This is a genomic window from Embleya scabrispora, from assembly GCF_002024165.1.
GTDB classification, from domain to species: Bacteria; Actinomycetota; Actinomycetes; order Streptomycetales; family Streptomycetaceae; genus Embleya; species Embleya scabrispora_A.
In genome coordinates this window covers 3,921,221-3,942,929 of record NZ_MWQN01000001.1, presented here as the reverse complement: position 1 = coordinate 3,942,929, position 21,709 = coordinate 3,921,221, and the positions used below count along the sequence as shown (strand labels likewise).

At 71.7% G+C, this 21,709-nt stretch carries 18 protein-coding genes; 8 read left to right on the top strand and 10 right to left on the bottom strand.

From position 1 onward, the window contains the following. Positions 1-165 precede the first annotated feature (165 nt). Complete coding sequence (locus tag B4N89_RS17450) at positions 166-1,542, bottom strand: transcriptional regulator (RefSeq protein WP_078976748.1); 1,377 nt, start codon at positions 1,540-1,542, stop codon at positions 166-168. A 445-nt stretch (positions 1,543-1,987) separates the two neighbouring features. Between B4N89_RS17450 and B4N89_RS17445 the strand changes: the two genes are divergently transcribed. Next, entirely contained in the window at positions 1,988-2,644 is a 657-nt protein-coding gene (locus tag B4N89_RS17445) for a bifunctional DNA primase/polymerase (protein WP_078976747.1), read from the top strand. A 125-nt stretch (positions 2,645-2,769) separates the two neighbouring features. On the opposite strand, the gene B4N89_RS17440 is transcribed toward B4N89_RS17445, so the two are convergent. Then, the gene (locus B4N89_RS17440; RefSeq protein WP_078976746.1) at positions 2,770-3,459 is read right to left on the bottom strand and encodes a metal-dependent transcriptional regulator; all 690 of its coding nucleotides are present in this window, start codon (positions 3,457-3,459) and stop codon (positions 2,770-2,772) included. Between the two features lie 273 nt (positions 3,460-3,732). Here B4N89_RS17440 and B4N89_RS17435 point away from each other — a divergent pair, with 273 nt between their 5' ends. From B4N89_RS17435 to B4N89_RS51465, 3 genes are all read left to right on the top strand, one after another. Further along, positions 3,733-5,067, top strand: coding sequence for a cryptochrome/photolyase family protein (locus B4N89_RS17435; RefSeq protein ID WP_235618666.1), 1,335 nt, complete (start codon positions 3,733-3,735; stop codon positions 5,065-5,067). Between the two features lie 80 nt (positions 5,068-5,147). Continuing rightward, a complete protein-coding gene (locus B4N89_RS17430) occupies positions 5,148-5,894 on the top strand; it encodes a sugar isomerase domain-containing protein (protein ID WP_078976744.1) in 747 nt (248 codons plus the stop codon). 8 nt (positions 5,895-5,902) lie between these two features. Beyond that, positions 5,903-6,700 (top strand): hypothetical protein, encoded by a 798-nt coding sequence (locus tag B4N89_RS51465; RefSeq protein ID WP_235618665.1) that lies wholly within the window; start codon positions 5,903-5,905, stop codon positions 6,698-6,700. 16 nt (positions 6,701-6,716) lie between these two features. On the opposite strand, the gene B4N89_RS17420 is transcribed toward B4N89_RS51465, so the two are convergent. Beyond that, positions 6,717-6,905: a hypothetical protein gene (locus tag B4N89_RS17420; protein WP_078976743.1), complete on the bottom strand. Its 189-nt coding sequence runs from the start codon at positions 6,903-6,905 to the stop codon at positions 6,717-6,719. Positions 6,906-7,338: 433 nt separating this feature from the next. Continuing rightward, positions 7,339-7,980 (bottom strand): pyridoxamine 5'-phosphate oxidase, encoded by a 642-nt coding sequence (pdxH, locus tag B4N89_RS17415; RefSeq protein ID WP_107504187.1) that lies wholly within the window; start codon positions 7,978-7,980, stop codon positions 7,339-7,341. A gap of 392 nt (positions 7,981-8,372) precedes the next feature. On the opposite strand from pdxH, the gene B4N89_RS17410 reads away from it, so the two are divergent. After that, complete coding sequence (locus B4N89_RS17410; protein WP_078976741.1) at positions 8,373-9,485, top strand: citrate synthase 2; 1,113 nt, start codon at positions 8,373-8,375, stop codon at positions 9,483-9,485. Between the two features lie 223 nt (positions 9,486-9,708). Here B4N89_RS17410 and B4N89_RS17405 read toward each other — a convergent pair whose 3' ends face one another. Next, a complete protein-coding gene (locus tag B4N89_RS17405; RefSeq protein WP_078976740.1) occupies positions 9,709-10,551 on the bottom strand; it encodes a (2Fe-2S)-binding protein in 843 nt (280 codons plus the stop codon). A gap of 146 nt (positions 10,552-10,697) precedes the next feature. Next, positions 10,698-12,251: an APC family permease gene (locus B4N89_RS17400; protein WP_078976739.1), complete on the bottom strand. Its 1,554-nt coding sequence runs from the start codon at positions 12,249-12,251 to the stop codon at positions 10,698-10,700. Positions 12,252-12,470: 219 nt separating this feature from the next. Here B4N89_RS17400 and B4N89_RS17395 point away from each other — a divergent pair, with 219 nt between their 5' ends. Next, positions 12,471-13,418 (top strand): threonine/serine dehydratase, encoded by a 948-nt coding sequence (locus B4N89_RS17395; RefSeq protein WP_078976738.1) that lies wholly within the window; start codon positions 12,471-12,473, stop codon positions 13,416-13,418. 111 nt (positions 13,419-13,529) lie between these two features. Here the strand turns inward: B4N89_RS17395 and B4N89_RS17390 are convergent, their stop codons facing one another. After that, positions 13,530-13,973: an NUDIX hydrolase gene (locus B4N89_RS17390; protein WP_268812543.1), complete on the bottom strand. Its 444-nt coding sequence runs from the start codon at positions 13,971-13,973 to the stop codon at positions 13,530-13,532. Between the two features lie 246 nt (positions 13,974-14,219). Further along, positions 14,220-15,509 carry a transcriptional regulator gene (locus B4N89_RS17385; protein WP_235618663.1) on the bottom strand — a complete coding sequence of 430 codons (1,290 nt, stop codon included), beginning with the start codon at positions 15,507-15,509 and terminating at the stop codon, positions 14,220-14,222. A 113-nt stretch (positions 15,510-15,622) separates the two neighbouring features. Here B4N89_RS17385 and B4N89_RS17380 point away from each other — a divergent pair, with 113 nt between their 5' ends. Continuing rightward, positions 15,623-16,276, top strand: coding sequence for an ATP-binding protein (locus tag B4N89_RS17380; protein ID WP_078976736.1), 654 nt, complete (start codon positions 15,623-15,625; stop codon positions 16,274-16,276). Positions 16,277-16,470: 194 nt separating this feature from the next. Here B4N89_RS17380 and B4N89_RS17375 read toward each other — a convergent pair whose 3' ends face one another. Further along, entirely contained in the window at positions 16,471-18,810 is a 2,340-nt protein-coding gene (locus tag B4N89_RS17375; RefSeq protein ID WP_078976735.1) for an HAD-IC family P-type ATPase, read from the bottom strand. Positions 18,811-18,915: 105 nt separating this feature from the next. Next, entirely contained in the window at positions 18,916-19,743 is an 828-nt protein-coding gene (locus B4N89_RS51460) for a DUF2530 domain-containing protein (RefSeq protein ID WP_235618662.1), read from the bottom strand. A gap of 177 nt (positions 19,744-19,920) precedes the next feature. Here B4N89_RS51460 and B4N89_RS17365 point away from each other — a divergent pair, with 177 nt between their 5' ends. After that, on the top strand, positions 19,921-21,375 hold the full coding sequence (locus B4N89_RS17365) for an NCS2 family permease (RefSeq protein WP_078976734.1): 1,455 nt from the start codon (positions 19,921-19,923) through the stop codon (positions 21,373-21,375). Positions 21,376-21,709: the final 334 nt, after the last annotated feature.

Sequence of the window (21,709 nt, the reverse complement as noted above, 5' to 3'; positions counted from 1 at the left end):
GCGCGACCGGCCGGATCGTCCGGCGGCCGCTCCCCCGGTCCGCCCGACGGTAACTCAGTCGTTCGAGTGACGAACAGCGGCGCGTGCCGCGACCGGGGCCCCGGCACGGGTGTTCGGCAACCCCGGTGAGCCGACCCGCCGCAGGTGGGCGGCGGTGTCGGGCGATCAGACCGGGACCGCGTGCACCGCCTCGGCGAATTCCCGGACCACGAGTTCGTCCCGATGCGGCTCCAGCCGGCGCTGGAAGTCCTTGAGGTATTCGAGCCCGCGCGCCGAGTGCAGCCGGCCCACCAGGTCCAGCGCCTCCGCGCCGACCGCGCACGCCTCGTCCAGCCGGTTCTGCTGCAGGTGCGCGGTGGCCAGCAGGAGCGTGTCGACCGCCCGCCGGCGCACCCGCGTGTCGGCGTGCCCGTCCAGCGCCTCCCGGGCCGCGGCCTCCGCCTGCCGGGGCCGGTCCAGGTCGCGGTAGCAGTGCGCGAACTCGTCCGACAGGTACGCCTGCGAGAAGTGGCTTATCCACGCCGGGTCCTCGTCCGGCGCCGCCAGGTCCATCGCGGACTGGGCCCGGGCCAACGAGCCCTCGCACGCGCGCGCGTCGCCGAGCAGCGCGTGCCCGCGTGCCTCGGCGGCGTGGAACATCGCCTGGGTGGTGGGCGTGGCCTCGTGCTTGGCGCCCTCCTGCGCGGCGCGGGCGAGCTGGGTGATCTCGCGCGGATTGCCCAGGCTGCCCGCGAGATGGCTCATCCCGGCGGCCAGCACATAGCCCCCGTAGGCCCGGTCCCCCGCGGCCTGGGTCAGCCGCAGCGCCTGGATGTAGTAGCGCTGGGCGAGTCCCGGCTGGCCGGTGTCCACGGCCATGTAGCCGGCCAGCTCGGTGAGCCGGGCCACGGCCGCGAAGAGGGCGCGTCCCGTCTCGTCGGAATAGGTCCCGTTGAGCAGCTGCGTCACCACACTGCCGAGGTAGTGCACCACGACCGGGCGGATGTGCCCGGCGCCGAAGCGGTGGTCGAGCGCGGACAACATGTCGGTGGTCGCGCACACCGCCTCGATGTCCGAGACGCCCACGCGCGGCCCGCCGATCCGGGCCACCTGCGGATCCGGCTCGGTGATCAGCCAGTCCCGGCTGGGCGCGACCAGGGCCGCCACCGCAACCGAGGAGTTGAGCAGGAAGTCGCGCCGGTTGACGTCGCTGCGCCACAGTTCGGTGACCACCTCGACGGTGCCCGCGGGCGTCGCGGCGAACTGCAGGCCGACGTTGGTCGCCAGGCTGCGACCGTCGGCCATGCCGATCTCCTCGACGGTCACCGGCCGGCCGAGCTTGCGCCCGATCGCCTCGGCGATCAGGTTCGGCACCGCGCCGCGCGGCTGCTGACCGCGCAGCCAGCGCGCCACCGAGGTCTTGTCGTAGCGCAGGTCCATGCCGTGTTCGGCCCCGCACATGTTGACCCGTCGGGCCAGCCCCGCATTCGAGCAGCCGGCCTCCTGGATCAGTGCCGTCAACCTCTCGTTGGGCTGCCTCGTCGCCTGCGTTCGCGCGGCCATCGGTGTTCCCTCCCCGACCGTTGGTGCGGGTTCGCGACATGCGGGATCGGCGCGACGGGGGCTTGCCCGGTCCCGTCGTGTGCGCGCCCGATGCCTGATGAGTCCGTTGTGCGTGTCGAGCGGACGTCGCCCGTCCGCCGGGTCCCCGTGGTACGGGGAATCGCCGTTGCCGCCCGGCAGTCGGACGATGGTTCATCCGCGTACGGAGCGTAGTGACCCGTATAGAGCAGCGGATAGGGCACCCTTCACTGCGCCCCCCGATCTGCACCCATGCGCCCCCCTTGCGCCGGATGGCCGGCGATGATCCCATCGCCCCTGATCACCCGGTTTCCGTCGGCCGGCGCGCGCCCGCGCGACGTGCGACCCGGTGCCGGTGCCGGTGCGCCGTACGGGTGGCCGCGAGTGCGCCCTCACCCGGCCGTAACCATCCTGTGGTCCCACAGTTGTGCAGCACGTGGAAGACACCCTGGGGGCCCGGCAGATCGCCCGCGACACGCTTGTAGAGACCGCAGTCCGCTACGCCCAGGACCGGCACTGGGACGTGGTCCCCGGCGCCTCGGTGGTCGAGCACAGCGCGGGGCGTCGGTGCGACTGCGGCCATCCCGGGTGCGCCACCCCCGGCGCGCATCCGATCCTGCGCGACTGGGCGGTACAGGCGGCCAGTTCGCCCGCGCTGGTGCGGCGCTGGTGGGGCGAGCACCCCGACGCGGCGATCCTGCTGCCCACCGGGCGCGGGTTCGACGTGATCGACGTCCCGGAGCAGGCCGGCTGTCTGGCGCTGGCCCGGCTGGAGCGGATGGGCCTGCCGCTCGGCCCGGTGATCGCCACTCCCACCCGGCGGCTGCAGTTCCTCGTACTGCCGGGCGCGCGGGACAAGATGGGCGAGATGTTGCGCCGGATCGGCTGGGGCATCGGTGCGATCGACCTGATCCCCAAGGGCGAGGGCGACTGGGTGGTGGCCCCGCCGTCGCGCATGGGCACCTCCGGCAGCGCCGCGTGGGCGCGCGAGCCCACCGAGCTCAACCGCTGGCTCCCCGAGGCCCGCGAACTGGTCAGCCCGATCGCGTACGCCTGCGGCCGGGCCATGGCCGATGCGCGCTAGCCGGCGCACGCTCGCGACGCACGGCGAAGGGCCCTCGCCGCCGAGGTGACTCGGTGGCGAGGGCCCTTGCGCGAACCACGGCCGGCCGGCCGCGAGCGACGCGCGCCGCGGCCGGCGAGCCGCGACTAGCGCGCCGCCACGAACACGTGCGAGGCGACCTCGGGGGGCAGCTCGGCGGCCTCGCCACCGCTGCCCGCCATCACGCCGCCCGCCGACTCGTGCACGCTCACCACCGCACCGGGACGAATCCCGGCCCGGCGCAGCGTGTACATCAACTGCGCGTCGGTCTGCAGCGGCTCGCCGAGCCGTCGCACCACGACGTTCTTGCCTTCCGGCCCCGCCGACTCGAGGAGCGTGACGAGGCCGCCTTCCTTGAAGGAGTCGGCGTGCAGTTCCCGGTCCAGTTCCTCCAGGCCCGGGATGGGATTGCCGTAGGGCGATTCCTTCGGATAGCGCAGCAGTTCGAGCAGGCGGCGCTCCACCTGCTCGCTGATCACGTGCTCCCAACGGCACGCCTCGGCGTGCACCTGTTCCCAGGGCAATCCGATGACGTCCACGAGCAGGCACTCGGCGAGTCGGTGCTTGCGCATGACCCGCGTCGCGATTCCCCGCCCCTCGGCCGTCAGTTCCAGATGACGGTCGCCCTCGACCGTCAACAACCCGTCCCGCTCCATGCGTGCCACGGTCTGGCTCACGGTCGGCCCGCTCTGCTCGAGCCGCTCCGCGATCCTCGCCCGCAGCGGGACCACACCCTCCTCCTCCAGCTCGAAAATCGTCCGGAGGTACATCTCCGTGGTGTCGATGAGTCCACTCACGACCAGCGGCTCCGTTCTTGGTGGTCCTGCCGTGCAATTCTGACGCACCTGGACCGCCGATGCGGACGTCCGGCCGATCGGGTCCCCCGCGGCCTGTCCCGGCGCACGCCGTCCCGTGCGCTGTGCCGCGTCATCCGTACGTGTGCCCAGCCCCGGTGGGTACACGTTGTCGGGTGCGTACGGTCATAACGTTCCGATATGCCATTGCCATCCCGGAAGACCTCGGGCCCCGCGGAATCCACCGATCGAGTTCGCCGCATCCATGTTCTCTGGTTGCGTCGCGATCTGCGGCTGTCCGATCATCCCGCGCTGCACGCCGCCGCCGGCACCGGCTTTCCCGGTACCGGGGACGGGGCGCCCGCCCGCGTGTTGCCGTTGTTCGTGCTCGACCCGGCGGTGTGGGACGCCGCGGGGCCGGCGCGCCGGGCGCACCTGGCCCGCTCGTTGCACGCCCTCGACGCCGATCTGCGCGAGGCGGGCGGGCGGCTGGTGGTGCGCGCGGGCGAGCCGACCCGGGTGCTGCCCGCGCTGGTGCGCGAGAGCGGCGCCGCCGAGGTGCACGTCACGGCGGACTTCGGTCCCTACGGCCGGATCCGGGACGCGGCCGTGGCCGAGGCCCTGGACGTGCCGTTCCGCGCCACCGGATCGCCGTACGCGGTCGCCCCGGGCCGGGTGCGCAAGGCCGACGGGACGCCGTATCGGGTGTTCACCCCCTTCCAGCGCGCGTGGGCCGAGCACGGATGGCGCGAGCCGCTGCCGCGACCGACCGACCTCGCCTGGGCGCACGCCGCATCGGACGACCCGCCGACCGCCCCCGAACCGGCCGGGGTGGACCTGCCCGAGGCGGGCGAGCGGGCGGCGCTGGCCGCCTGGCGGGGATTTCGCGCGCACGGCCTGGACCGCTACCGGGAGCTGCGGGACCGGCCCGACCTGCCCGGCACCTCGCGGTTGTCGGTGCACCTGAAGTTCGGCGAGATCCACCCGCGCACGCTGCTCGCCGACTGCCCCGACACCACGTTCCGGTCCGAGTTGGCCTGGCGCGAGTTCTACGGCGACGTGCTCTGGCACCACCCCGAGACCGTGCACGAATACCTGAACCGGGACATGGCCGGCATGGCCTACGACACCGGCCCGGACGCCGACGCGCTCTTCGACGCGTGGCGCGCGGGCAAAACCGGATTCCCCTTCGTGGACGCGGGCATGCGGCAACTGCTCGCCGAGGGCTGGATGCACAACCGGGTGCGCATGGTCGTGGCGTCGTTCCTGGTCAAGGACCTGCACCAGGAGTGGACGCGCGGCGCGGCGCACTTCATGCGGCACCTGGTCGACGGTGATCCGGCGTCCAACAGCCACGGCTGGCAGTGGACCGCGGGCTGCGGCACCGACGCGTCGCCGTGGTTTCGCGTCTTCAACCCGATCCAGCAGGGCCGCCGGTTCGATCCCGAGGGCGACTACGTGCGCCGCTACGTGCCCGAGTTGCGGCACATCGCGGGCCGCGCGGTGCACGAGCCGTGGCGGATCGGCGTCGACGGCTATCCCGATCCGATCGTCGAGCACGCCGAGGAAAGGCGCGTCGCTCTCGACCGCTACCAGGCGATCCGGCGGTAGGGTGCCGGATCCGCGTTCGTACGGCGGATCCGTATACGAAGCTCCGAGGACGAAGTTCCTGACGAACGGGAGGACCGGGGATGGTCGAGCTGGGCGCACGCTACCTCGACGCGGCGATCGGGCTGCTGGAACGGCTGCGGGACGTCGAACTGCCCACGATCGACCGGGCCGCCGACCGGGTAGCCGGCGCACTCGCGGAGGGCGGCCGGCTGTTCGTGTTCGGCGGCGGGCACTCCGCGCTCGCCGCGCAGGACGTGGTCTACCGCGCGGGCGGCCTGATCCTGGCCAACCCGCTGATCGCCCCCGGCAACGAGCTGACCGTGCGTCCGATCACCGTCAGCAGCGCGGTGGAGAAGCTGGCCGAGCTGGCCGGTCCCGTGCTGGACGGCGCGGGGGTGCGCGAGGGCGACGCGCTCGTGGTGATCTCGCTGTCCGGACGCAACGGGCTGCCGGTGGAGCTGGCCCGCCAAGCGCGCGAGCGCGGCGCGCTGGTGATCGGCCTGACCTCGGTCGAGGCCAGCGAGGCCGAACCGGCGCGGCACCCGTCGGGCACCCGGGTCCTGGACAACTGCGACATCGTCCTGGACACCGCCATCGCGGTCGGCGACGCCGCGCTCGACGTGGAGGGCGTGCCCCAGCGGATCGGCCCGACCTCGGGTGTGGTGTGCTCGGCGGTGATGCAGACACTCATGGTCGGCGTGATCGGCCACCTGGTCTCCCGGGGGATCGAACCCCCGGTGTTCATGTCCGCGAACATCGACGGCGGCAACGCGTGGAACGAGCGGTTGCTGGCCGAACACGCGGACCGGATCTTCTATCTGAGGTGAACCCGGCAGTGCATCCCAACGCACGGTCCCACTCCCCCGAGCAGACCCCCTCCCCCGAGGGGGCCGACCCCCGCCCAGCCCCGCTGGTCGTCCCCGGCCGCTTCAACGGGCCGCCGGGCATGGGCAACGGCGGCTACCTGGCCGGTCTGCTGGCCGCACGCGCGGTCGGCGGCCTCGCCTCGGGGGTGGCCGTGACGCTGCGCCGCGCGGTGCCGCTGGACCGTGCGCTGGCCCTCGCGCACGACGCGGCGAGCGGGACGCTGACCCTGACGGAGGACGCGGGGGCGATCGCGGAGGCGATCCCGGTCGACCCCGCGCTGCCGCTGCCCGCCCCGATCGACCCGGTCACCCCCGCCGAGGCGGCCGAGGCGAGCCGGTCCTTCCCGGGCTTCGCGGCGTGGAACCCGTACACCGACTGCTTCGTGTGCGGCCCGGGTCGGGCCGAGGGCGACGGTCTGCGGCTGTTCCCCGGGATGCTCGCCGACCGCCCGGACACCAACGCGTGCGTCTGGACCCCGCACGCCTCGCTGGTCGCGCCGGACACGGGCCAGGTGGCGCCGGAGTTCGTGTGGGCCGCGCTGGACTGCCCCGGCGGCTGGACCGGGATCGACCGCGACACCGCGCTCCTGCTCGGCCGGATGACCGCGCACGTGTACGCGCTGCCCTATCCGGACGAGCCGTGCGTGGTGCTCGGCCGGCTCCTGGGCCGGGACGGGCGCAAGGTCCACACCGCCACCACGCTCTACGACGCCGAGGGCCGCCCGGCCGCCCACGCCGAACAGGTATGGATCGCGCCGCGCGTCTGACGGTTCGCACCGCACGCTACGGCTTCGGGTCGCGCCCGTCGCAGCATCGGAAGTCGCTGTCCGCGATCGCCCGCCGAGCAGGCCGAATCCGGCCGAACCACAGGCGGCGGAAATCGGGGAACCCGCGCAGCGGACCCACGTCCACGAGCACGGATCCGGCGATGCGCCCGGAGGGCTTCTTCACCGTGTTCGGGGCACAGGGCATCCCCACAGCCAAGTCCGGTGTGCCCTGCATCTATTCCTGGATCCGGTGTGGGATCCGGCACCTCGTAAATCCGTTGCACGCGCCCCGACGCCGATCTAATCTCACTGGCACACGGGAGAGGAGGTGGTCTGAAGTTGCATAGCATTCGGACGCGTGAGGTGGCTGCCCGCTAGCCGCCACTCCGGTTTACCGGCTCGGCAGGCCCCGTCGTGAGTGCACCGCGACGGACGCAGGCAGGCGGCCGGCAACACCAGGCAGACACCCGACCCGCAGGTCGCCGGGATCGTCCCCCGGCCTTCGACCCACCTCACCGAGGTGGACGGAGAAGCGACCTGCGGGTCGCTGTCGTTTCCGGCCCCGTTCACGGGACCCGCTTACCGGGCCTTGCCGAGCGGACCTTGCTCACCGCGCCCTGTGTTCCACCGAGCCCGCCTCACGGGCTCAGTCGCTCGACCCGCCACGACGCGCCGCCGCCACCGTCGCCGCCCTCGCGGAAGTAGCGCAGCCGGTCGTGCATCCGGTTCTCCCGCCCCTGCCAGAACTCCACCGTCTCGGGCACCACCCGAAAGCCGCCCCAGAACTCCGGCACCGGGATGTCCTCGATGTCGGCGAACCCGGCCTCGGCCTCCGCGTACCGCTTCTCCAACTGCTCGCGCCCGGCGACCGGCCGCGACTGCTCGCTCGCCCAGGCGCCGATCCGCGAACCGCGCGGTCGGGAGCGGAAGTACTCGGCGGTCGCCTCCCGGGACACCCGTTCGGCGGAGCCGGTGACGATCACCTGACGGGCCAGCGCGTGCCACGGGAAGAGCAGACTCACCGCCGGGTTGGCGCCGAGTTCGACGCCCTTGCGCGAGCCGTAGTTCGTATAGAAGACGAAGCCCCGCTCGTCGAACTCCTTGAGCAGGACCGTGCGGGTGCTCGGCCGCCCGTCCGGCGTCGCGGTCGCCACCACCATCGCGTTCGGCTCGGGCAGCTCGGCCCCGGCCACCTCGGTCAGCCAGGTGGTGAACAGCGGGAAGGGGGTCGCGGGCAGGGCGCCGACGTCGATGCCCTCGCCTCGGTACTGCCGGCGCATCGCGGCAAGCTCGGTGAACTCCACGGACAACGAGTACCACTCGGGGCCGACCGGCGGCACGACCACCCCCGACCGGGTGACGTCCGGCAATCCCGTCCCGGGCGGGTTTGTGCCCCACCTCACTCGTCCAGGCGTGCTCCGAAGTAGGTCGTCTCGATATCGAGAGATATCCTGAACAACGGACTTCGATCGGCCCATACCTTCAGGCGAGGCACCATCCCGGCCTCGCCCGGACCGACCGGAACACCTCCCCGAATCACCGGTGGATCCCAGGTGCGAAGCCTGATCGGCACCCTGCTCCCCGGCCTCGTTCGGGGGAAGACACGGTGTGGCGGGGCGGGGTATGAAGGACCCGGCCACAAGTCAGTCGAGATCGCATGAGGAGCCGCCTGATGTCCGAGTTCGTACCCGGGCTCGAAGGAGTCATAGCGTTCGAGACGGAGATCGCCGAACCCGACAAGGAGGGTGGCGCGCTCCGGTACCGAGGTGTGGACATCGAGGACCTCGTCGGCCACGTCTCGTTCGGCAATGTGTGGGGCCTGCTGGTGGACGGGGCGTTCAACCCCGGCCTGCCGCCGGCCGAGCCGTTTCCGATTCCCATCCATTCCGGCGATGTCCGCGTGGACGTGCAGAGCGCGCTGGCCATGCTCGCCCCGGTGTGGGGTCTGAAACCGCTGCACGACATCGACGACGCCCAGGCGCGGGACGACCTCGCCCGGGCCGCCGTGATGGCGCTGTCGTACGTCGCCCAGTCGGCCCGCGGCCTGGAGAAGCCGATGGTGCCGCAGAGCGAGATCGACAAGGCGCAGACGATCGTCGAGCGCTTCATGATCCGCTGGCGTGGCGAGCCGGACCCGCAGCACGTCAAGGCGGTCGACGCCTACTGGACCTCGGCGGCCGAGCACGGCATGAACGCCTCGACGTTCACCGCGCGCGTGATCGCCGGCACCGGTGCCGACGTCGCGGCGTGTCTGTCCGGCGCGGTCGGCGCGATGTCCGGTCCGCTGCACGGCGGCGCGCCCTCGCGCGTGCTGCACATGATCGAGGAGATCGAGCGCACCGGCGACGCCACGGCGTACGTCAAGGGCGTCCTGGACCGGGGCGAGCGCCTGATGGGCTTCGGCCACCGGGTGTATCGCGCCGAGGACCCCCGTGCGCGTGTGCTGCGGCGCACGGCCAAGGAGTTGGGGGCGCCTCGCTACGAGGTGGCCGCGGCGCTGGAGAAGGCGGCGCTGGAGGAGCTCCAGGCTCGCCGTCCGGACCGGATCCTGGCCACCAACGTGGAGTTCTGGGCCGCGGTGATGCTGGACTTCGCCGAGGTGCCGGCACACATGTTCACCTCGATGTTCACCTGCGCCCGCACCGCCGGGTGGAGCGCGCACATCCTGGAGCACAAGCGCACCTCGCGCCTGGTCCGCCCGGCCGCCCGCTACATCGGCCCGGGCACCCGCCCGATCACCGAGGTCGCGGGCTACGACGACACGGTCCGCAACCTGAAGCACTGATCGGCGGGCATCGATCACCGAGCACGGATCGCTGCCGCCCCGAACCCCCGAACGAAGCCCCGCTCCACCCGAGGAAGCGGGGCTTCGCCACACCCGAACCCGAAACCCGAAGCCGACCCTCGGCCGCGAGGCCCGATCGGCCCGCCCACTGCCGTAAATCCGCAGCCTCCGCCCACAGCGCAACGGGTGGGCGGGTGGGCACAATCCCCCCGCGAAGCGGGATTCAGCCGCGGCCCTCGAGAATGGCCACCTGCCGCGCATCCGACGCCCGCGGACACGTACTGCACAGCGCAGCCGGATCCAGCGTGTACCAAAGACAGCACACGCTCTGCGTGCGATTGCAGTGACTGCGCCCCTCGGTCCCCGCAAGCACCCGAAACCCCGCCTCGCGCTTGAACCGACCGACATCACCGGGAAGCAACTCGCCCAGTTCACGCACCGCGCGATCGCCCTCGCCGAGGGTGCGGCCCAGATACCAGACGCCGCTCACCACCTCGTCGGCCACCATCGACCACAACACCCGCTCCCCCCGGCGCAGATGCGGTCGAAACGCCGCCAGCAGCGGCTCCACGTGTTCGGCCACCCGATCGAGGAGCAGCGCCCGCAGCGCCGCCTCGTCGGCCACCACGCGCGCGCCGGGCGCGTTCGCGTCGGGGTCGTCGGGCAGGCAGGCGAAGGTGTTCGAGGTGACCGTGAAGGAGCGGCCCACCCGCTCGGACCCGGGCGCGATCCACACCTCGTCCAGTGCCACCAGCGGGACCCGGCGGCGCAGGAACCACGGGCCGGTCAGCATCAGGCAGGCGTACCAGGCGTAGCCGTGCAGCGCCCACATCGCGACCGCGTCGTCGCGCGGCTCGGCCGCCAGGGTCGCGCCGATCCGGGTGCGCTCGGCGGCCAGCATCTCGGCGAGCACGTCGGGGTCCTCGGCCATCCGCGAGGCGTGCAGCATGCCGACGGCGGGGCGTCCGGGCTCGACCGTGATCAGCGGGCACGCGGCACCGAGCGCGCGGAAGGTCTCCGCGAACGCGGGGCACGGGGCGGGCTGATGAAGATCGAGCACGGTCATGACCAGAAGGTAAGCCTTGCCTAACCTCGTGTCCACACGGGTCGGCCCGACATCGCCCCCTCGGAGCCGGCTCCACCCTTCCGGCGGAGCCGTTCGCGGGGCGCACGATCCACGCGCGCGCCCCGCGAACGACCCGGCGCGCGGGGTCAGGAGCGTACCGACACGGGGGCGTCGGCGGGTTCGTCGTCGACCCGTTCGCCGGCCTCCTCCAGGATGATCCGGCCCATCAGTTCGTAGCGCTCCGGGCTCCGGGCCCGCATGTACAGCGCCAGCGCGATGCCGCCGACGAAGACGCCGCCGACGATGTACGGGGTGAGCTTGAACAGCAGCGAGTCGGAGGCGGCGCCGGCGGCGGTCTCCATGTTCTGCAGGAGCAGCACCACCACCGCGATCATCGCGACGCCGCCGAGCAGCGGGGCCAGGAAGGTGCGGAACCAGTGCGCCGTCTCGGGATGGTTCTTTCCGACGTGGAAGTAGCCGATCACCGCGAACGAGCACAACGTCTGCACGATCAGGATGGCCATCGTGCCGAGGATCGCGAGCAGCGTGTAGAGGTGTATGTACGGGTCCTGATCGGTGAACAGGAACAGCAGCACGATGCCGGTGGCGATGATGCTCTGCACGAACGAGGCGAAGTACGGCGAGCCGTGCACCGGATGGGTGTTGCCGAGTTTGCGGGAGATGAAGCCCTCACGGCCGATCGCGTACAGGTAGCGCGCCGCGCACTGGTGGAAGGCCATGCCGCAGGCGAACGAGCCGGTGATCAGCAGCCACTGGAACCAGTCCACCGCCCAGCCGCCGATGAAGTCCCCGGTCGGGCCGAAGAAGACGTCCAGCGGGGCTGATCCGCTCGCGATCTCCTTCGACTTCTCCAGGCCGCTGCCGTCGATCGCCATCCAGGAGACGAACACGTAGAACAGGCCGACGCCGATCACCGAGATCAGCGTGGCGCGCGGGATGACCTTCTTCGGGTTGCGCGACTCCTCGCCGTACATCGCGGTGGACTCGAAGCCGACCCACGACCAGAACGCGAAGAACAGACCGAGCCCTGCCGCGCCCTTGAACGCGTTGGCCGGGTTGATCGGCTCGGCGGACAGCCCGTCGGGGCCGCCGCCCTGGACCAGCACCGCGATCGCCATCGCGGCGAGCACCGCGACCTCGGCGACCAGCAGTACGCCGAGCAGGCGCGAGGTGAGGTGGATGTCGAACCAGGACAGCAGCGCGGTGATCGCGAGCATGCCCAGGGCGTAGATCGACCAGTTGAGGTCGACGCCCAACTGGGCGTTGACGGTGGTGTCCGCGAAGTAGGCGAAGATGCCGACGATGGAGGCCTCGAAAACCACGTACGCCAGCACCGCGAGCAGTCCGGAGGCCATGCCCACGACTCGGCCCAGGCCGTGTGAGATGTAGCCGTAGAAGGCGCCCGCCGAGGTGATGTGCTTGGCCATCGCGACGTAGCCGATGGAGAACACGCTGAGCACCAGGGTCGCGAACAGGTAGCCCGCGGGGGCGCCGACGCCGTTGCCGAAGCCGACCGCGATCGGCAGGTTTCCGGTCATCGCGGTGATCGGCGCGGCGGTGGCGATCGCCATGAACACGACACCGACGAGCCCGACCGAATTCGCCTTCAGGCGTTGGACCTGCGGTGGTGCCGGGGATTCGACCTCGGGGGTTTGTCCCGCGTCGGAGTGGCCGGACATCCCACCTCCCTACCGTGCGTGGGAAAGAACTGATGGCGAGTCAGCTTCGACCCCGGGGCCACACCGTCACAATTGACAGCCTGTCAGGGATCGGACCGATTCGCCCCTTGCGCTGTCGGTACCGTGACACGCCGTGCGGGAGCCTTCCCGCATTGCCACCGGATCGACCCCGCCCGGTGTCGGGGCCGGGCGGGTCGGCAGGCCATAGGGTCGGTCGTCATGGATACCGCCACGCCGGAACTGACCTATGGCGACATCAGGAACGCCGCCGAGCGCATCGTGGGGCTGACCCAGCCGGTCACCCTGATGCCCATCCACCCCTCGCCGCACGTGTGGCTCGCGCTGGAGTACATCCAGCACACCGGGTCGTTCAAGGCGCGTGGCGCGGCGAACTTCACCACCGCGCACATCGAGGCGGGAACCATGCCCGAGGCCGGCGTGGTGATCGCCTCCGGCGGCAACGCGGGACTGGCCTGCGCGTGGGCGGCGCGGAGCGCGGGGGTGCGCGCGACGGTGTTCCTGCCGGAGACGGCGCCGCGGATCAAGGTGGAGCGGCTGCGCTCGTACGGGGCCGACGTGCTGCTCGTGGGGCGGGAGTACGCGGACGCGCTGGAGGCGTCCGCGCGGTTCGCCGAGGAGACGGGCGCGCTGTCGTCGCACGCGTACGACAATCCGCTGATCGCGGCGGGCGCCGGCACGCTGGTCCCGGAGCTGGTCGCGGGGGTGCCGGGCAAGCTGGACACGATCATCGTCGCCGTGGGCGGCGGCGGCCTGTTCGCGGGCGTGGCCACCGCCGCCGAGGAACACGGGATCCGCACGGTGGCGGTAGAGCCGGAGAACTGCCGCGCCCTGAACGCGGCCCTGGAGGCGGGCGAGGTGGTCGACGTCCCGGTCGACTCGGTGGCCGCCGACTCCCTGGGCGCCCGCCGCGTGTCCACCACGGCCCTGGCCACCGCCCGCCGCACCGGCGCCTTCTCGGTCCTGGTCTCCGACAAGGCCATCATCGAATCCCGCCAGGCCCTGTGGGACAACTTCCGCATCGTCGTGGAACACGCCGCCGCCACCGCCCTGGCCGCCCTCTCGACGGGCGCGTACACCCCGGCGGAGGGCGAAAAGGTCGCCGTCATACTGTGCGGCGCCAACACCGACCCGGGCGATCTGGTCTAGCCGACACCCCCGAGGTGGCGACCATCCGCGCGGGGTCGGTCGCCACCCTCGACGAGCGAGCCGGCCAGGGTGCGTCGGGCCGAAGCGGTCCGTGCCCGTCCTGACCGCACGTCAGTCCCGTTGGTTGCCTCCGTGCCTCGGCCGGTGGATGCCGAGGTAGTAGGCGATCGCGGTGAGGGACGGCCCATCCGAGATCGCACCGGTCGCCGCCAACTCGGCGACCTTCCCGATCGGAAGCCATTCGACCCGGGATGCCTCGCTCGGGTCGGTCGGCGGGCCGATGTAGCGGCTGTCCGTGGCGTGGAAACCGGTGAAGCGCATCGTGGAGATGCCCGAGAGCGCGTTGTAGGCGGTCATCCGCTCCACCCGCCCGGGACGCCAACCGGTCTCCTCCTCGATCTCCCGCCGAATGGCCTGCTCGGGATCCTCTCCGGGATCCGACCAGCCGGCCGGCACCTCCCATCCCCAGGCGTCGGGGATGAATCGGTGCCGCCACAACATCAGGATCCGCTCGTCCCCGTCGGTCACCACGGCCGTATTCGACGCCCGAGGCATCGTCAACACGTGATGATCCACCCTCCCCACCCCGGGGATCTCGACATCGTCGACCCACACGTCGACGTAGTCGCTTCGGTAGACAGGACGGCGTCCGTAACTCTTCCACCGCACGCGGGTGGTCCTCCCACGGTCGATTGCCGCTTGGGCGCCCCGAACACGCAAGGCACCATCAGAATCATCGAAGTCATCGCCCGTGGAACAAGGCGATCGGCGGCGAGAATCCTGCGCTCGTTGCCGAACATCTCAAGTGGCCTCGGTACGGGGTCGCTTCAGCTCTTCGTATGCGGCCCGGAGTTCGGCTGCTTCCGGGAGTCCTCGGGCTTCGATGGTCTTGACGATTTCGAGGGCTCGCCAGTGGCTGGAGGGGGCGACTCGGCCGGAGCGGATCGCGCGGCGGGCGGTGGCGCAGGCTTCGTCGAGGCGGTCGTGGGTGAGCAGGATCAGGGCCAGGTCGAGGTGGGCGACGGCGGCTCGGCGGGTCATTTCACGGTCCGGGGCCGGCGCGAGCCGGGCGATCACCTCGCGTGCGTAGTCCTCGGCGGCCGGGTCGCCGAGCCAGGAGAGCGTGGTCGCGGTGTAGGACGTCGATTTATCGGGGTCGTAGTGGTAGTGGTGCTCCGGGCGGTCCGTCGGCGGCAGTCGCGACACGTACGCGTGGACTCGCGCTATCGAGGCGTAGGTTTCCCGAGGCAGGCCCAGCCGGGCATGCGCGCGCCCTTCCTGGGCGGTCGCCTGGATGGCCACCGAACTTCCCTTCGGTGCCAGGGCCTTGGCGGCTTGGGAAAGCTCCAGGCAGCGCCGGTGGTCGCCTCGGACGAGCGCCCTCCAGGCGTCTGTTTCATGGCACCACGCTTCGAGTTCGGGCCGGTCGGCCTGCCTGGCCAGGTCCACGGCCGTTCCCAGACCGGCCGTGGCCGCCTCGTGCCGACCGAGGTCGATCTGCAGCGTCGCGCCGATGAGGGACAACCGGCCGGCGACAGTGACCAGACGACGATGCTCGGCCAGTGTCTTGCGGGCGTCGAACAGGTGCGACGCATAGGACAGATACCGGCGTGTTCGCACGAGGAGATCACGCGGGGGCAGCCGCGCATAGTCGACTGCCAGTTCGTCGAAGGCGCTCTCCAGCCGGTTGAGCGTCTCCTCGCCCACGTCGCTCGCGGCGGCCCGGCGGCTCAACTCCACCGCGTCGAGTTCGTCATCCGTCACCGAGATCTCCGGGGCGCCCGCCGCAGACCCGGGGGCCGATTCCCAGTCGCGTGGCGCGATGCCGATCATGGCCCCGGGCACTCGGAGGGCGTCGGCGATGCTTCGCATCTTCTCGACGGTGGTGACGCGGCCCTCGCCCCAGGCGAGGGTGCCGACCCGTTCGGCTTTGATATCGCACGCGTCGGCGATCTTCTGGTAGCTGATGCCGCCGTATTTGCGAGCCAACCGAAAGACCGTGCCGAAGTCGTGATCACGCAGGGCACGGCGCACGTCTTCGCGGTCGAGCACGTGACGCGGCAGCGCCGCGGGCGTTGCGTCGGTCGTCACGACTCGCAGACCTCCTGGTCGCTGCTTCGTCACACCGTGTGGCGAGTCTACCCACGGGGAGCATCCCCATCGTGGGCTGATCAACGATCCCCCGGGCCGACCATGCTCGCCCCATGGCCGGAACACAGGCGGGGCAGAGGCGAATTCGACACGTGATCAAGCGGGAGTCGACCGAGCGGGAAAAGTCGGACCAGGCTCCGGAGCAGGCGTGGTCGGAGGCTGATGGGCTGTTGAGTCCTGGGGAGCGGTGGTTGGGGGCGGTGCTTCGGGGGCCGGGGTGGGTGCCGGTGTGGGTGCGGCAGCGGGTGTGGGAGGCGCATCCGGAGGCGGTGCGGCAGGTGCGGGCGTTGACGTGGGCGGCTTTGGCGGATTGGAATCTGTTGGAGTTGACCGACGACGCGATGTTGTGTGCGTCGGAACTCGCGACCAACGCGATCGTGCACGCGGGGATGCCGGACCATCAGGCCGGGTGGATGCGGCGGTCGTTCACGGTGCGGTTGTCGTTTTGGCCGAGGCGGGCTGTGGCGATCGAGGTTCGGGATGGCGATCCTCGGCCGCCGGTGGTGCCGGGGCGGTGGGTGTTGGAGCCGTCGGCGGCGGCTCCGGAGCGGATCGGCGGGTCGTTGCGGGGGTTGCGGATGGTGGAGGCGGTGTCGGATCTGGTGTCGTGGTCCCCGGTGGGCACCGGCGGCAAGACGGTGTGGTGCCGGTTCGACCTCGAACCACGCGGCCTGGCACGGCCGTTCACGATGACCGGCAACCGCTGAAGGCCACCGTGGCGGTTCCTGACCCCTGTCGCCGCCGGCCGCTCGGGCTTGGCCGCTTGGCAGGCGCCTGGAGGCCGGCGTCCGCGAATCCGGACCCTTGTGCGGGGATCGGCTCGCCGCTCGGTGCGCCGAGATCCGGCCCGGCCGGTGTTCGGCCGCCCGTGCCGGTCTGGGCCGTCGACCAGGGGGCGGGTCTACCCGTCGTCGCCCGTGCGGCGGCGGATCCAGCCCGATACGCGCCAGCCTGCCTCCAGGAGGGCGGCGGCGACGATGGCGATGCCGACCGCGGTGCCGTTGTTGCCCTGGTCCTGGGGGTAGAGGGCGAAGAAGTCGGCGGCGAAGGGGACGTACAGGGTGAACAGGAACGCTGCCGCCATCGCCGCGATCAGGGCGATCTTCCACCAGGCGTAGGGGCGGGCGACCATGGCCAGGATCCACATCGCGACCAGGAACAGGGTGATCACCGCGGTGGTGCGGTCCTCCTTCAGGTCGGTGCCGCTGTTCAGGTGGGCCAGCCAGTAGGACAAAAACGTGGCCGCCGCGGCCACCACGCCACCGGGGATCGCGAAGCGCAGGACGCGCGGGACGAAGCCCCGGCGGGCGCGTTCGGCGTTGGGGGCCAGGGCCAGGAAGAAGGCCGGCACGCCGATGGTGAGCGAGCCGATCAGGGTGAGGTGGCGGGGCAGGAACGGGAAGACCACGCCCGCGACACCGGTGAGCAGTGACAGGAGTAGCGCGTACACGGTCTTGACCAGGAACAGGTTCGCGACCCGCTCGATGTTGCCGATCACCCGACGCCCCTCGGCCACCACCGAGGGCAGCGTGGCGAAGCGGTTGTCGAGGAGCACGATCTGGGCGACCGCGCGGCTCGCCCCGCTGCCCGATCCCATTGCCACCCCGATGTCGGCGTCCTTGAGCGCGAGGACGTCGTTCACGCCGTCGCCGGTCATCGCCACCGTGTGCTCGCGGGCCTGGAGGGCCGCGACCATGGCCCGCTTCTGCTGCGGGGTGACCCGGCCGAAGACCGTGTTCTCCTCCAGCGCCCGGCCGAGTTCGGTGCGGTCCTCGGGCAGTCGGCGGGCGTCCACGGCGTGGTCCGCGCCCGCCAGGTCGAGTTCCGCGGCCACCGCGCCGACCGCGAGCGCGTTGTCCCCGGAGATCACCTTGGTCGCCACGCCCTGGTCCGCGAAGTAGCGCAGCGTCTCCGCGGCATCCGGGCGCAGCCGCTGCCGGAGCACCACGAGCGCGGCCGGCTGGGCCCGCGCGCCGGCCTCGTCGCCCAGCTCGTCGGCGGTCGCCAGGAGCAGCACCCGCAGCCCCTTCGCGCCCAGTTCGTCCACGTCGGCCAGTACCGGGTGCCCCTCCGGCAGCAGTACGTCGGGCGCGCCCAGCAGCCAGGTCCCGTGCTCGGCGAAGCTCGCCCCGCTCCACTTGCGGGCCGAGGAGAACGCGGCGACGTCGGTGATCGACCACCCCCGCGGTGCCGGGTAGGCGTCCACGATCGCCTGGAGACTCGCGTTCGGGCGCGGGTCGGAGGTCCCGAGGGCGCCGAGCGCCTGGTCGACCGGCAGGGAGTCGTCGAGCGTGCGGACCTCGGCCACGTCCATACCGCCCTCGGTGAGCGTGCCGGTCTTGTCCAGGCACACCACGTCCACCCGGGCCAGCCCCTCGATCGCCGGCAACTCCTGGACCAGGCACTGCTTCCGGCCCAGCCGCACCACGCCGACCGCGAACGCGACCGAGGTGAGCAGCATCAGCCCCTCGGGGACCATGGTGACCAGCCCGGCCACCATGCCGCGCAATGCGTTGGGCAGGCCGTCGTCGGTGCGCAGTTGGCTGATGATCAGCAGGATCCCGACCGGGATCATCAGCCAGGTGACGTAGGTGAGGATCCGGTCCAGGCCCCGGCGCAGTTCCGAGTCGACCAGGGAGAACCGGCCCGCCTCCTCGGCGAGTCGGGCGGCGTACGCGTCGCCGCCGACCTTGGTCGCCCGGTACGCGCCGTTGCCGGCGGCCACGAAGCTGCCGGACATCACCGGGTCGCCGACCTCCTTGTGGACCGGATCGGTCTCGCCGGTCAGCAGCGACTCGTCCAGTTCGAGCGCGTCAGCCTCGACCACCACGCCGTCCACCAGGACCTGTTCGCCCGCGCCGAGCGCGCAGACGTCGTCCAGGACCAGTTCGCGCGCGGACACCTCGACGGTGTGCCCGTCCCGGCGCACGCGCGGTTTGGCCTCGCCGATCACGGCGAGGGTGTCCAGCGTGCGCTTGGCGCGCAGTTCCTGGATGATGCCGATCGCCGTGTTGGCGACGATGACCAGGCCGAACAGGCCGTCCTGGATCGGGCCGACGATCAGGATCACCACGAACAACGTGCCGATGATCGCGTTGAACCGGGTGAAGACGTTGCCCCGAACGATCGCCGAGGCACTGCGGCTCGAACGGCCCGGCACGTCGTTGACCCGGCCGGCCGCGACACGTTCGGCGACCTCGGCGTCGGTCAGCCCGGGAATGGTGGCGGGGGCATCGATCATACCCTGACGTTACGTCAGTGAATGTCGGATTTTGTGGTTATTCGGGGCGGGTCGTCGAGCACATTCACCGGACGTCCGGAACGGGGGAGGGCCGGCCGGCGCACCCTAGTCGTCGCGCGCGCTCTGCAGGTGGCGGCAGTACCAGAGGCCGAACAGGCCCAGGCCCGAGCCGGCCAGCGCGCACCACGGCCACCAGTCGCGACCGTCGTCGGTGAGCGAGTCGCGCATGAACCAGGCGACCACGAACAACGCGAACCAGATCACGCTGCCGACGGCGACGAGCTTGATGATGTCGCCTTCGAGCGGGGGCGGGGCGGGCCGCATACCGGTGTCCGCGTCGGACGGTTCCCGGTCGGCGGACGGCGCGGGCCCGTCGGCGCCACCGGCAGGCTCCACGGCATCGGTGACGGCGGCGAGCTCGGCGGTTCCCCCGCCCAGGGCCGGGTCGGTCGCCGGGTCGTAGGCGCTCGCGCCGTACTCGGGCGTCGTGTGGTTCCCGGAGTCGTACGCGTCGGGCTCGAAGTTCGGTACGGCGGCCCGGTAGCCGCCGGAGCCGTAGGCCGCCTCGGGGGCCGCGTAGTCGGTCTGCGGGTAGTCGGCGGAATTCGCGGCGGTGTACTCCCCGGAGGTGGAGGCGTACTCCCCGGAGGTCGCGGCGTACTCGCCTGACGTCGCGGTGTACTGCCCGGATCCGTAATCCGCCGAGCCGTAGTCCGAGGGGCCGTAGTCCGAGGAGCCGTAGTCCGCCGTGCCGTAATCCGTCGCCGGGTAGGGCTCGCTCCCGTGCGCCGCGTATTCACCGCTGTCGGGGGCGCCCGCGTCGAACGTGTCGTCGACCGGATCCGGCGTCGCGGCCGAATCCGTCCGCGCCACGCCCGTGTCGTCCGGATCCGGCGAGGTGCGCCGTCGTTTCCCGCTCCCGTGCCTGCTCACGAAAACAAGGCTACTTGGCGGGCCGCACCGGGCCGGCGCACGCCCCGACGCACAAGCGGAGAGACCGGTTCCCGTTTCGGCTGTGGTCTCTGGCACCCTTTTGGGGTCTCCCGGCACGCGTCCCCCTCGTGCCGTGTGCGTGTCTTGACTACCCGTTCCCACGCTCCGAGGATTCGCATGCCCCGCCAGGCCCCCGCCGTGACCGTCCCCGAGGTCCCCGCCACGCCGAGGAACGGCCTCGACCGCTTCTTCAAGATCTCCGAGCGCGGCTCGTCGCCGCTGCGGGAGATCCGCGGCGGGCTCGCCACGTTCTTCGCGATGGCCTACATCATCGTGCTGAATCCGATCATCCTCGGCAGCGCGACCGACAAGTTCGGCAACCACCTGTCCCAGCCGCAGTTGGTCACCGCGACGGTGCTGGTCGCCGCCGTGATGACCATCCTGATGGGCCTGATCGGCAACATGCCGCTCGCGCTGGCCGCCGGGCTCGGGATCAACGCGATGGTCGCGTTCCAGATCGCGCCGCAGACGACCTGGGACGAGGCGATGGGCCTGGTCGTACTGGAGGGCGTCGGCCTGCTGATCCTGGCCGCCACCGGGTTGCGCGAGGCGATCATGAACGCCATCCCGCTGGTGCTCAAGCAGGCGATCGGGGTCGGCATCGGCCTGTTCGTCACCCTGGTCGGCCTGGTCAGCGCGGGCATCGTGACGCGCGTGCCGGACAAGGCGAACTCCACCGTCCCGGTCGCGCTCGGCGCGGGCGGCACGCTCGAGGGCTGGCCGGCGGCGATCTTCTGCTTCGGGCTGCTGCTCACGTTCGTGCTGGTGGTACGGAAGGTGCCCGGCGCGATCCTGATCGGCATGGTCGCCTCGACGGTGCTCGCCGTGATCGTGCACCACGCCGCCGGCCTGGACAAGGCGGCGTGGGGGCTGACCGCGCCCGAGGCGAACGGTGTGGTGGACACGCCGGACTTCGGGCTGATCGGCGACGTCGACCTCTTCGGCGCCTTCGGCCGGGTCGGCTTCATCACCGCGTCGTTGCTGATCTTCACCCTGCTGCTGTCCAACTTCTTCGACGGCATGGGCACGATCATCGGCGTCAGCCGCGAGGCCGGGCTGCTCGACGAGCGGGGCAAGGTGCCGGGCCTGGGCCGGATCCTGACCGTCGAGTCGGTCGGCGCGATCGCCGGCGGCGGTGCCTCCGCGTCGTCCAACACGGTCTTCGTGGAATCCACCGCCGGGGTCGGCGAGGGCGCCCGGACCGGACTCGCCAACCTGGTCACCGGCGGCCTGTTCGCGCTCGCGCTGCTGTTCACCCCGCTGGCCAAGCTGGTGCCCGCGCAGGCCGCGACGCCGGCGCTCGTGGTGGTCGGCGCGCTGATGATGACCCAGATCAAGCACATCGAGTGGGACGACCTGACGGTCGCCGCCCCGGCGTTCGTGACGATCGCGCTGATGCCGTTCACGTACAGCATCACCACCGGGATCGGCGCCGGCTTCATCCTGTACGTGGTGCTGCGCACGGCGGTCGGCAAAGCCCGGGAGATCCCGCTGCTCCTGTGGATCGTCTCGGCCCTGTTCGTGGTCCACTTCGCCATCGACCCGATCGAACAGGTACTCGGCGTCAAGTAGCCCACAGCCCGCGCGGCACCCCCGAAGCCCGCCCGGCCCCACTCCCCACCGACACCCCCGCCCACACAGGTCGTGCGGAACGCCCCGGGCACCCAACCCGCACGGACCGCCGCCCGCCTCGCTTCACACCGGTGCCGAGCCCTCACCGCCTGCGCGGCATCCGCCCCACCCCGCCCACCCCGCGGCGCCCGGCTTCGGGCCTGCATCGGCCGACCCCGCTCTGCCTCACGCCCGGCAGGAGCACCACCCGCACCCGCCCACCCGCACCCGCCCACGCGCAGTCGCCGACCGGCACCCGTGCTGCCCACACCCGCCGCCCGCCCCACGCCGGGCC

Bases quoted from the DNA above. Each gene is read 5' to 3' on its own strand.
- B4N89_RS17405 (WP_078976740.1), bottom strand. From the start codon at position 10,551: ATGACCGTGCTCGATCTTCATCAGCCCGCCCCGTGCCCCGCGTTCGCG.
- pdxH (WP_107504187.1), bottom strand. From the start codon at position 7,980: ATGCGCCGGCAGTACCGAGGCGAGGGCATCGACGTCGGCGCCCTGCCC.
- B4N89_RS17450 (WP_078976748.1), bottom strand. From the start codon at position 1,542: ATGGCCGCGCGAACGCAGGCGACGAGGCAGCCCAACGAGAGGTTGACG.
- B4N89_RS17410 (WP_078976741.1), top strand. From the start codon at position 8,373: ATGTCCGAGTTCGTACCCGGGCTCGAAGGAGTCATAGCGTTCGAGACG.
- B4N89_RS17375 (WP_078976735.1), bottom strand. From the start codon at position 18,810: ATGATCGATGCCCCCGCCACCATTCCCGGGCTGACCGACGCCGAGGTC.
- B4N89_RS17380 (WP_078976736.1), top strand. From the start codon at position 15,623: ATGGCCGGAACACAGGCGGGGCAGAGGCGAATTCGACACGTGATCAAG.
- B4N89_RS17430 (WP_078976744.1), top strand. From the start codon at position 5,148: ATGGTCGAGCTGGGCGCACGCTACCTCGACGCGGCGATCGGGCTGCTG.
- B4N89_RS17420 (WP_078976743.1), bottom strand. From the start codon at position 6,905: ATGCCCTGTGCCCCGAACACGGTGAAGAAGCCCTCCGGGCGCATCGCC.
- B4N89_RS17365 (WP_078976734.1), top strand. From the start codon at position 19,921: ATGCCCCGCCAGGCCCCCGCCGTGACCGTCCCCGAGGTCCCCGCCACG.
- B4N89_RS17390 (WP_268812543.1), bottom strand. From the start codon at position 13,973: ATGCCTCGGGCGTCGAATACGGCCGTGGTGACCGACGGGGACGAGCGG.
- B4N89_RS17395 (WP_078976738.1), top strand. From the start codon at position 12,471: ATGGATACCGCCACGCCGGAACTGACCTATGGCGACATCAGGAACGCC.
- B4N89_RS17400 (WP_078976739.1), bottom strand. From the start codon at position 12,251: ATGTCCGGCCACTCCGACGCGGGACAAACCCCCGAGGTCGAATCCCCG.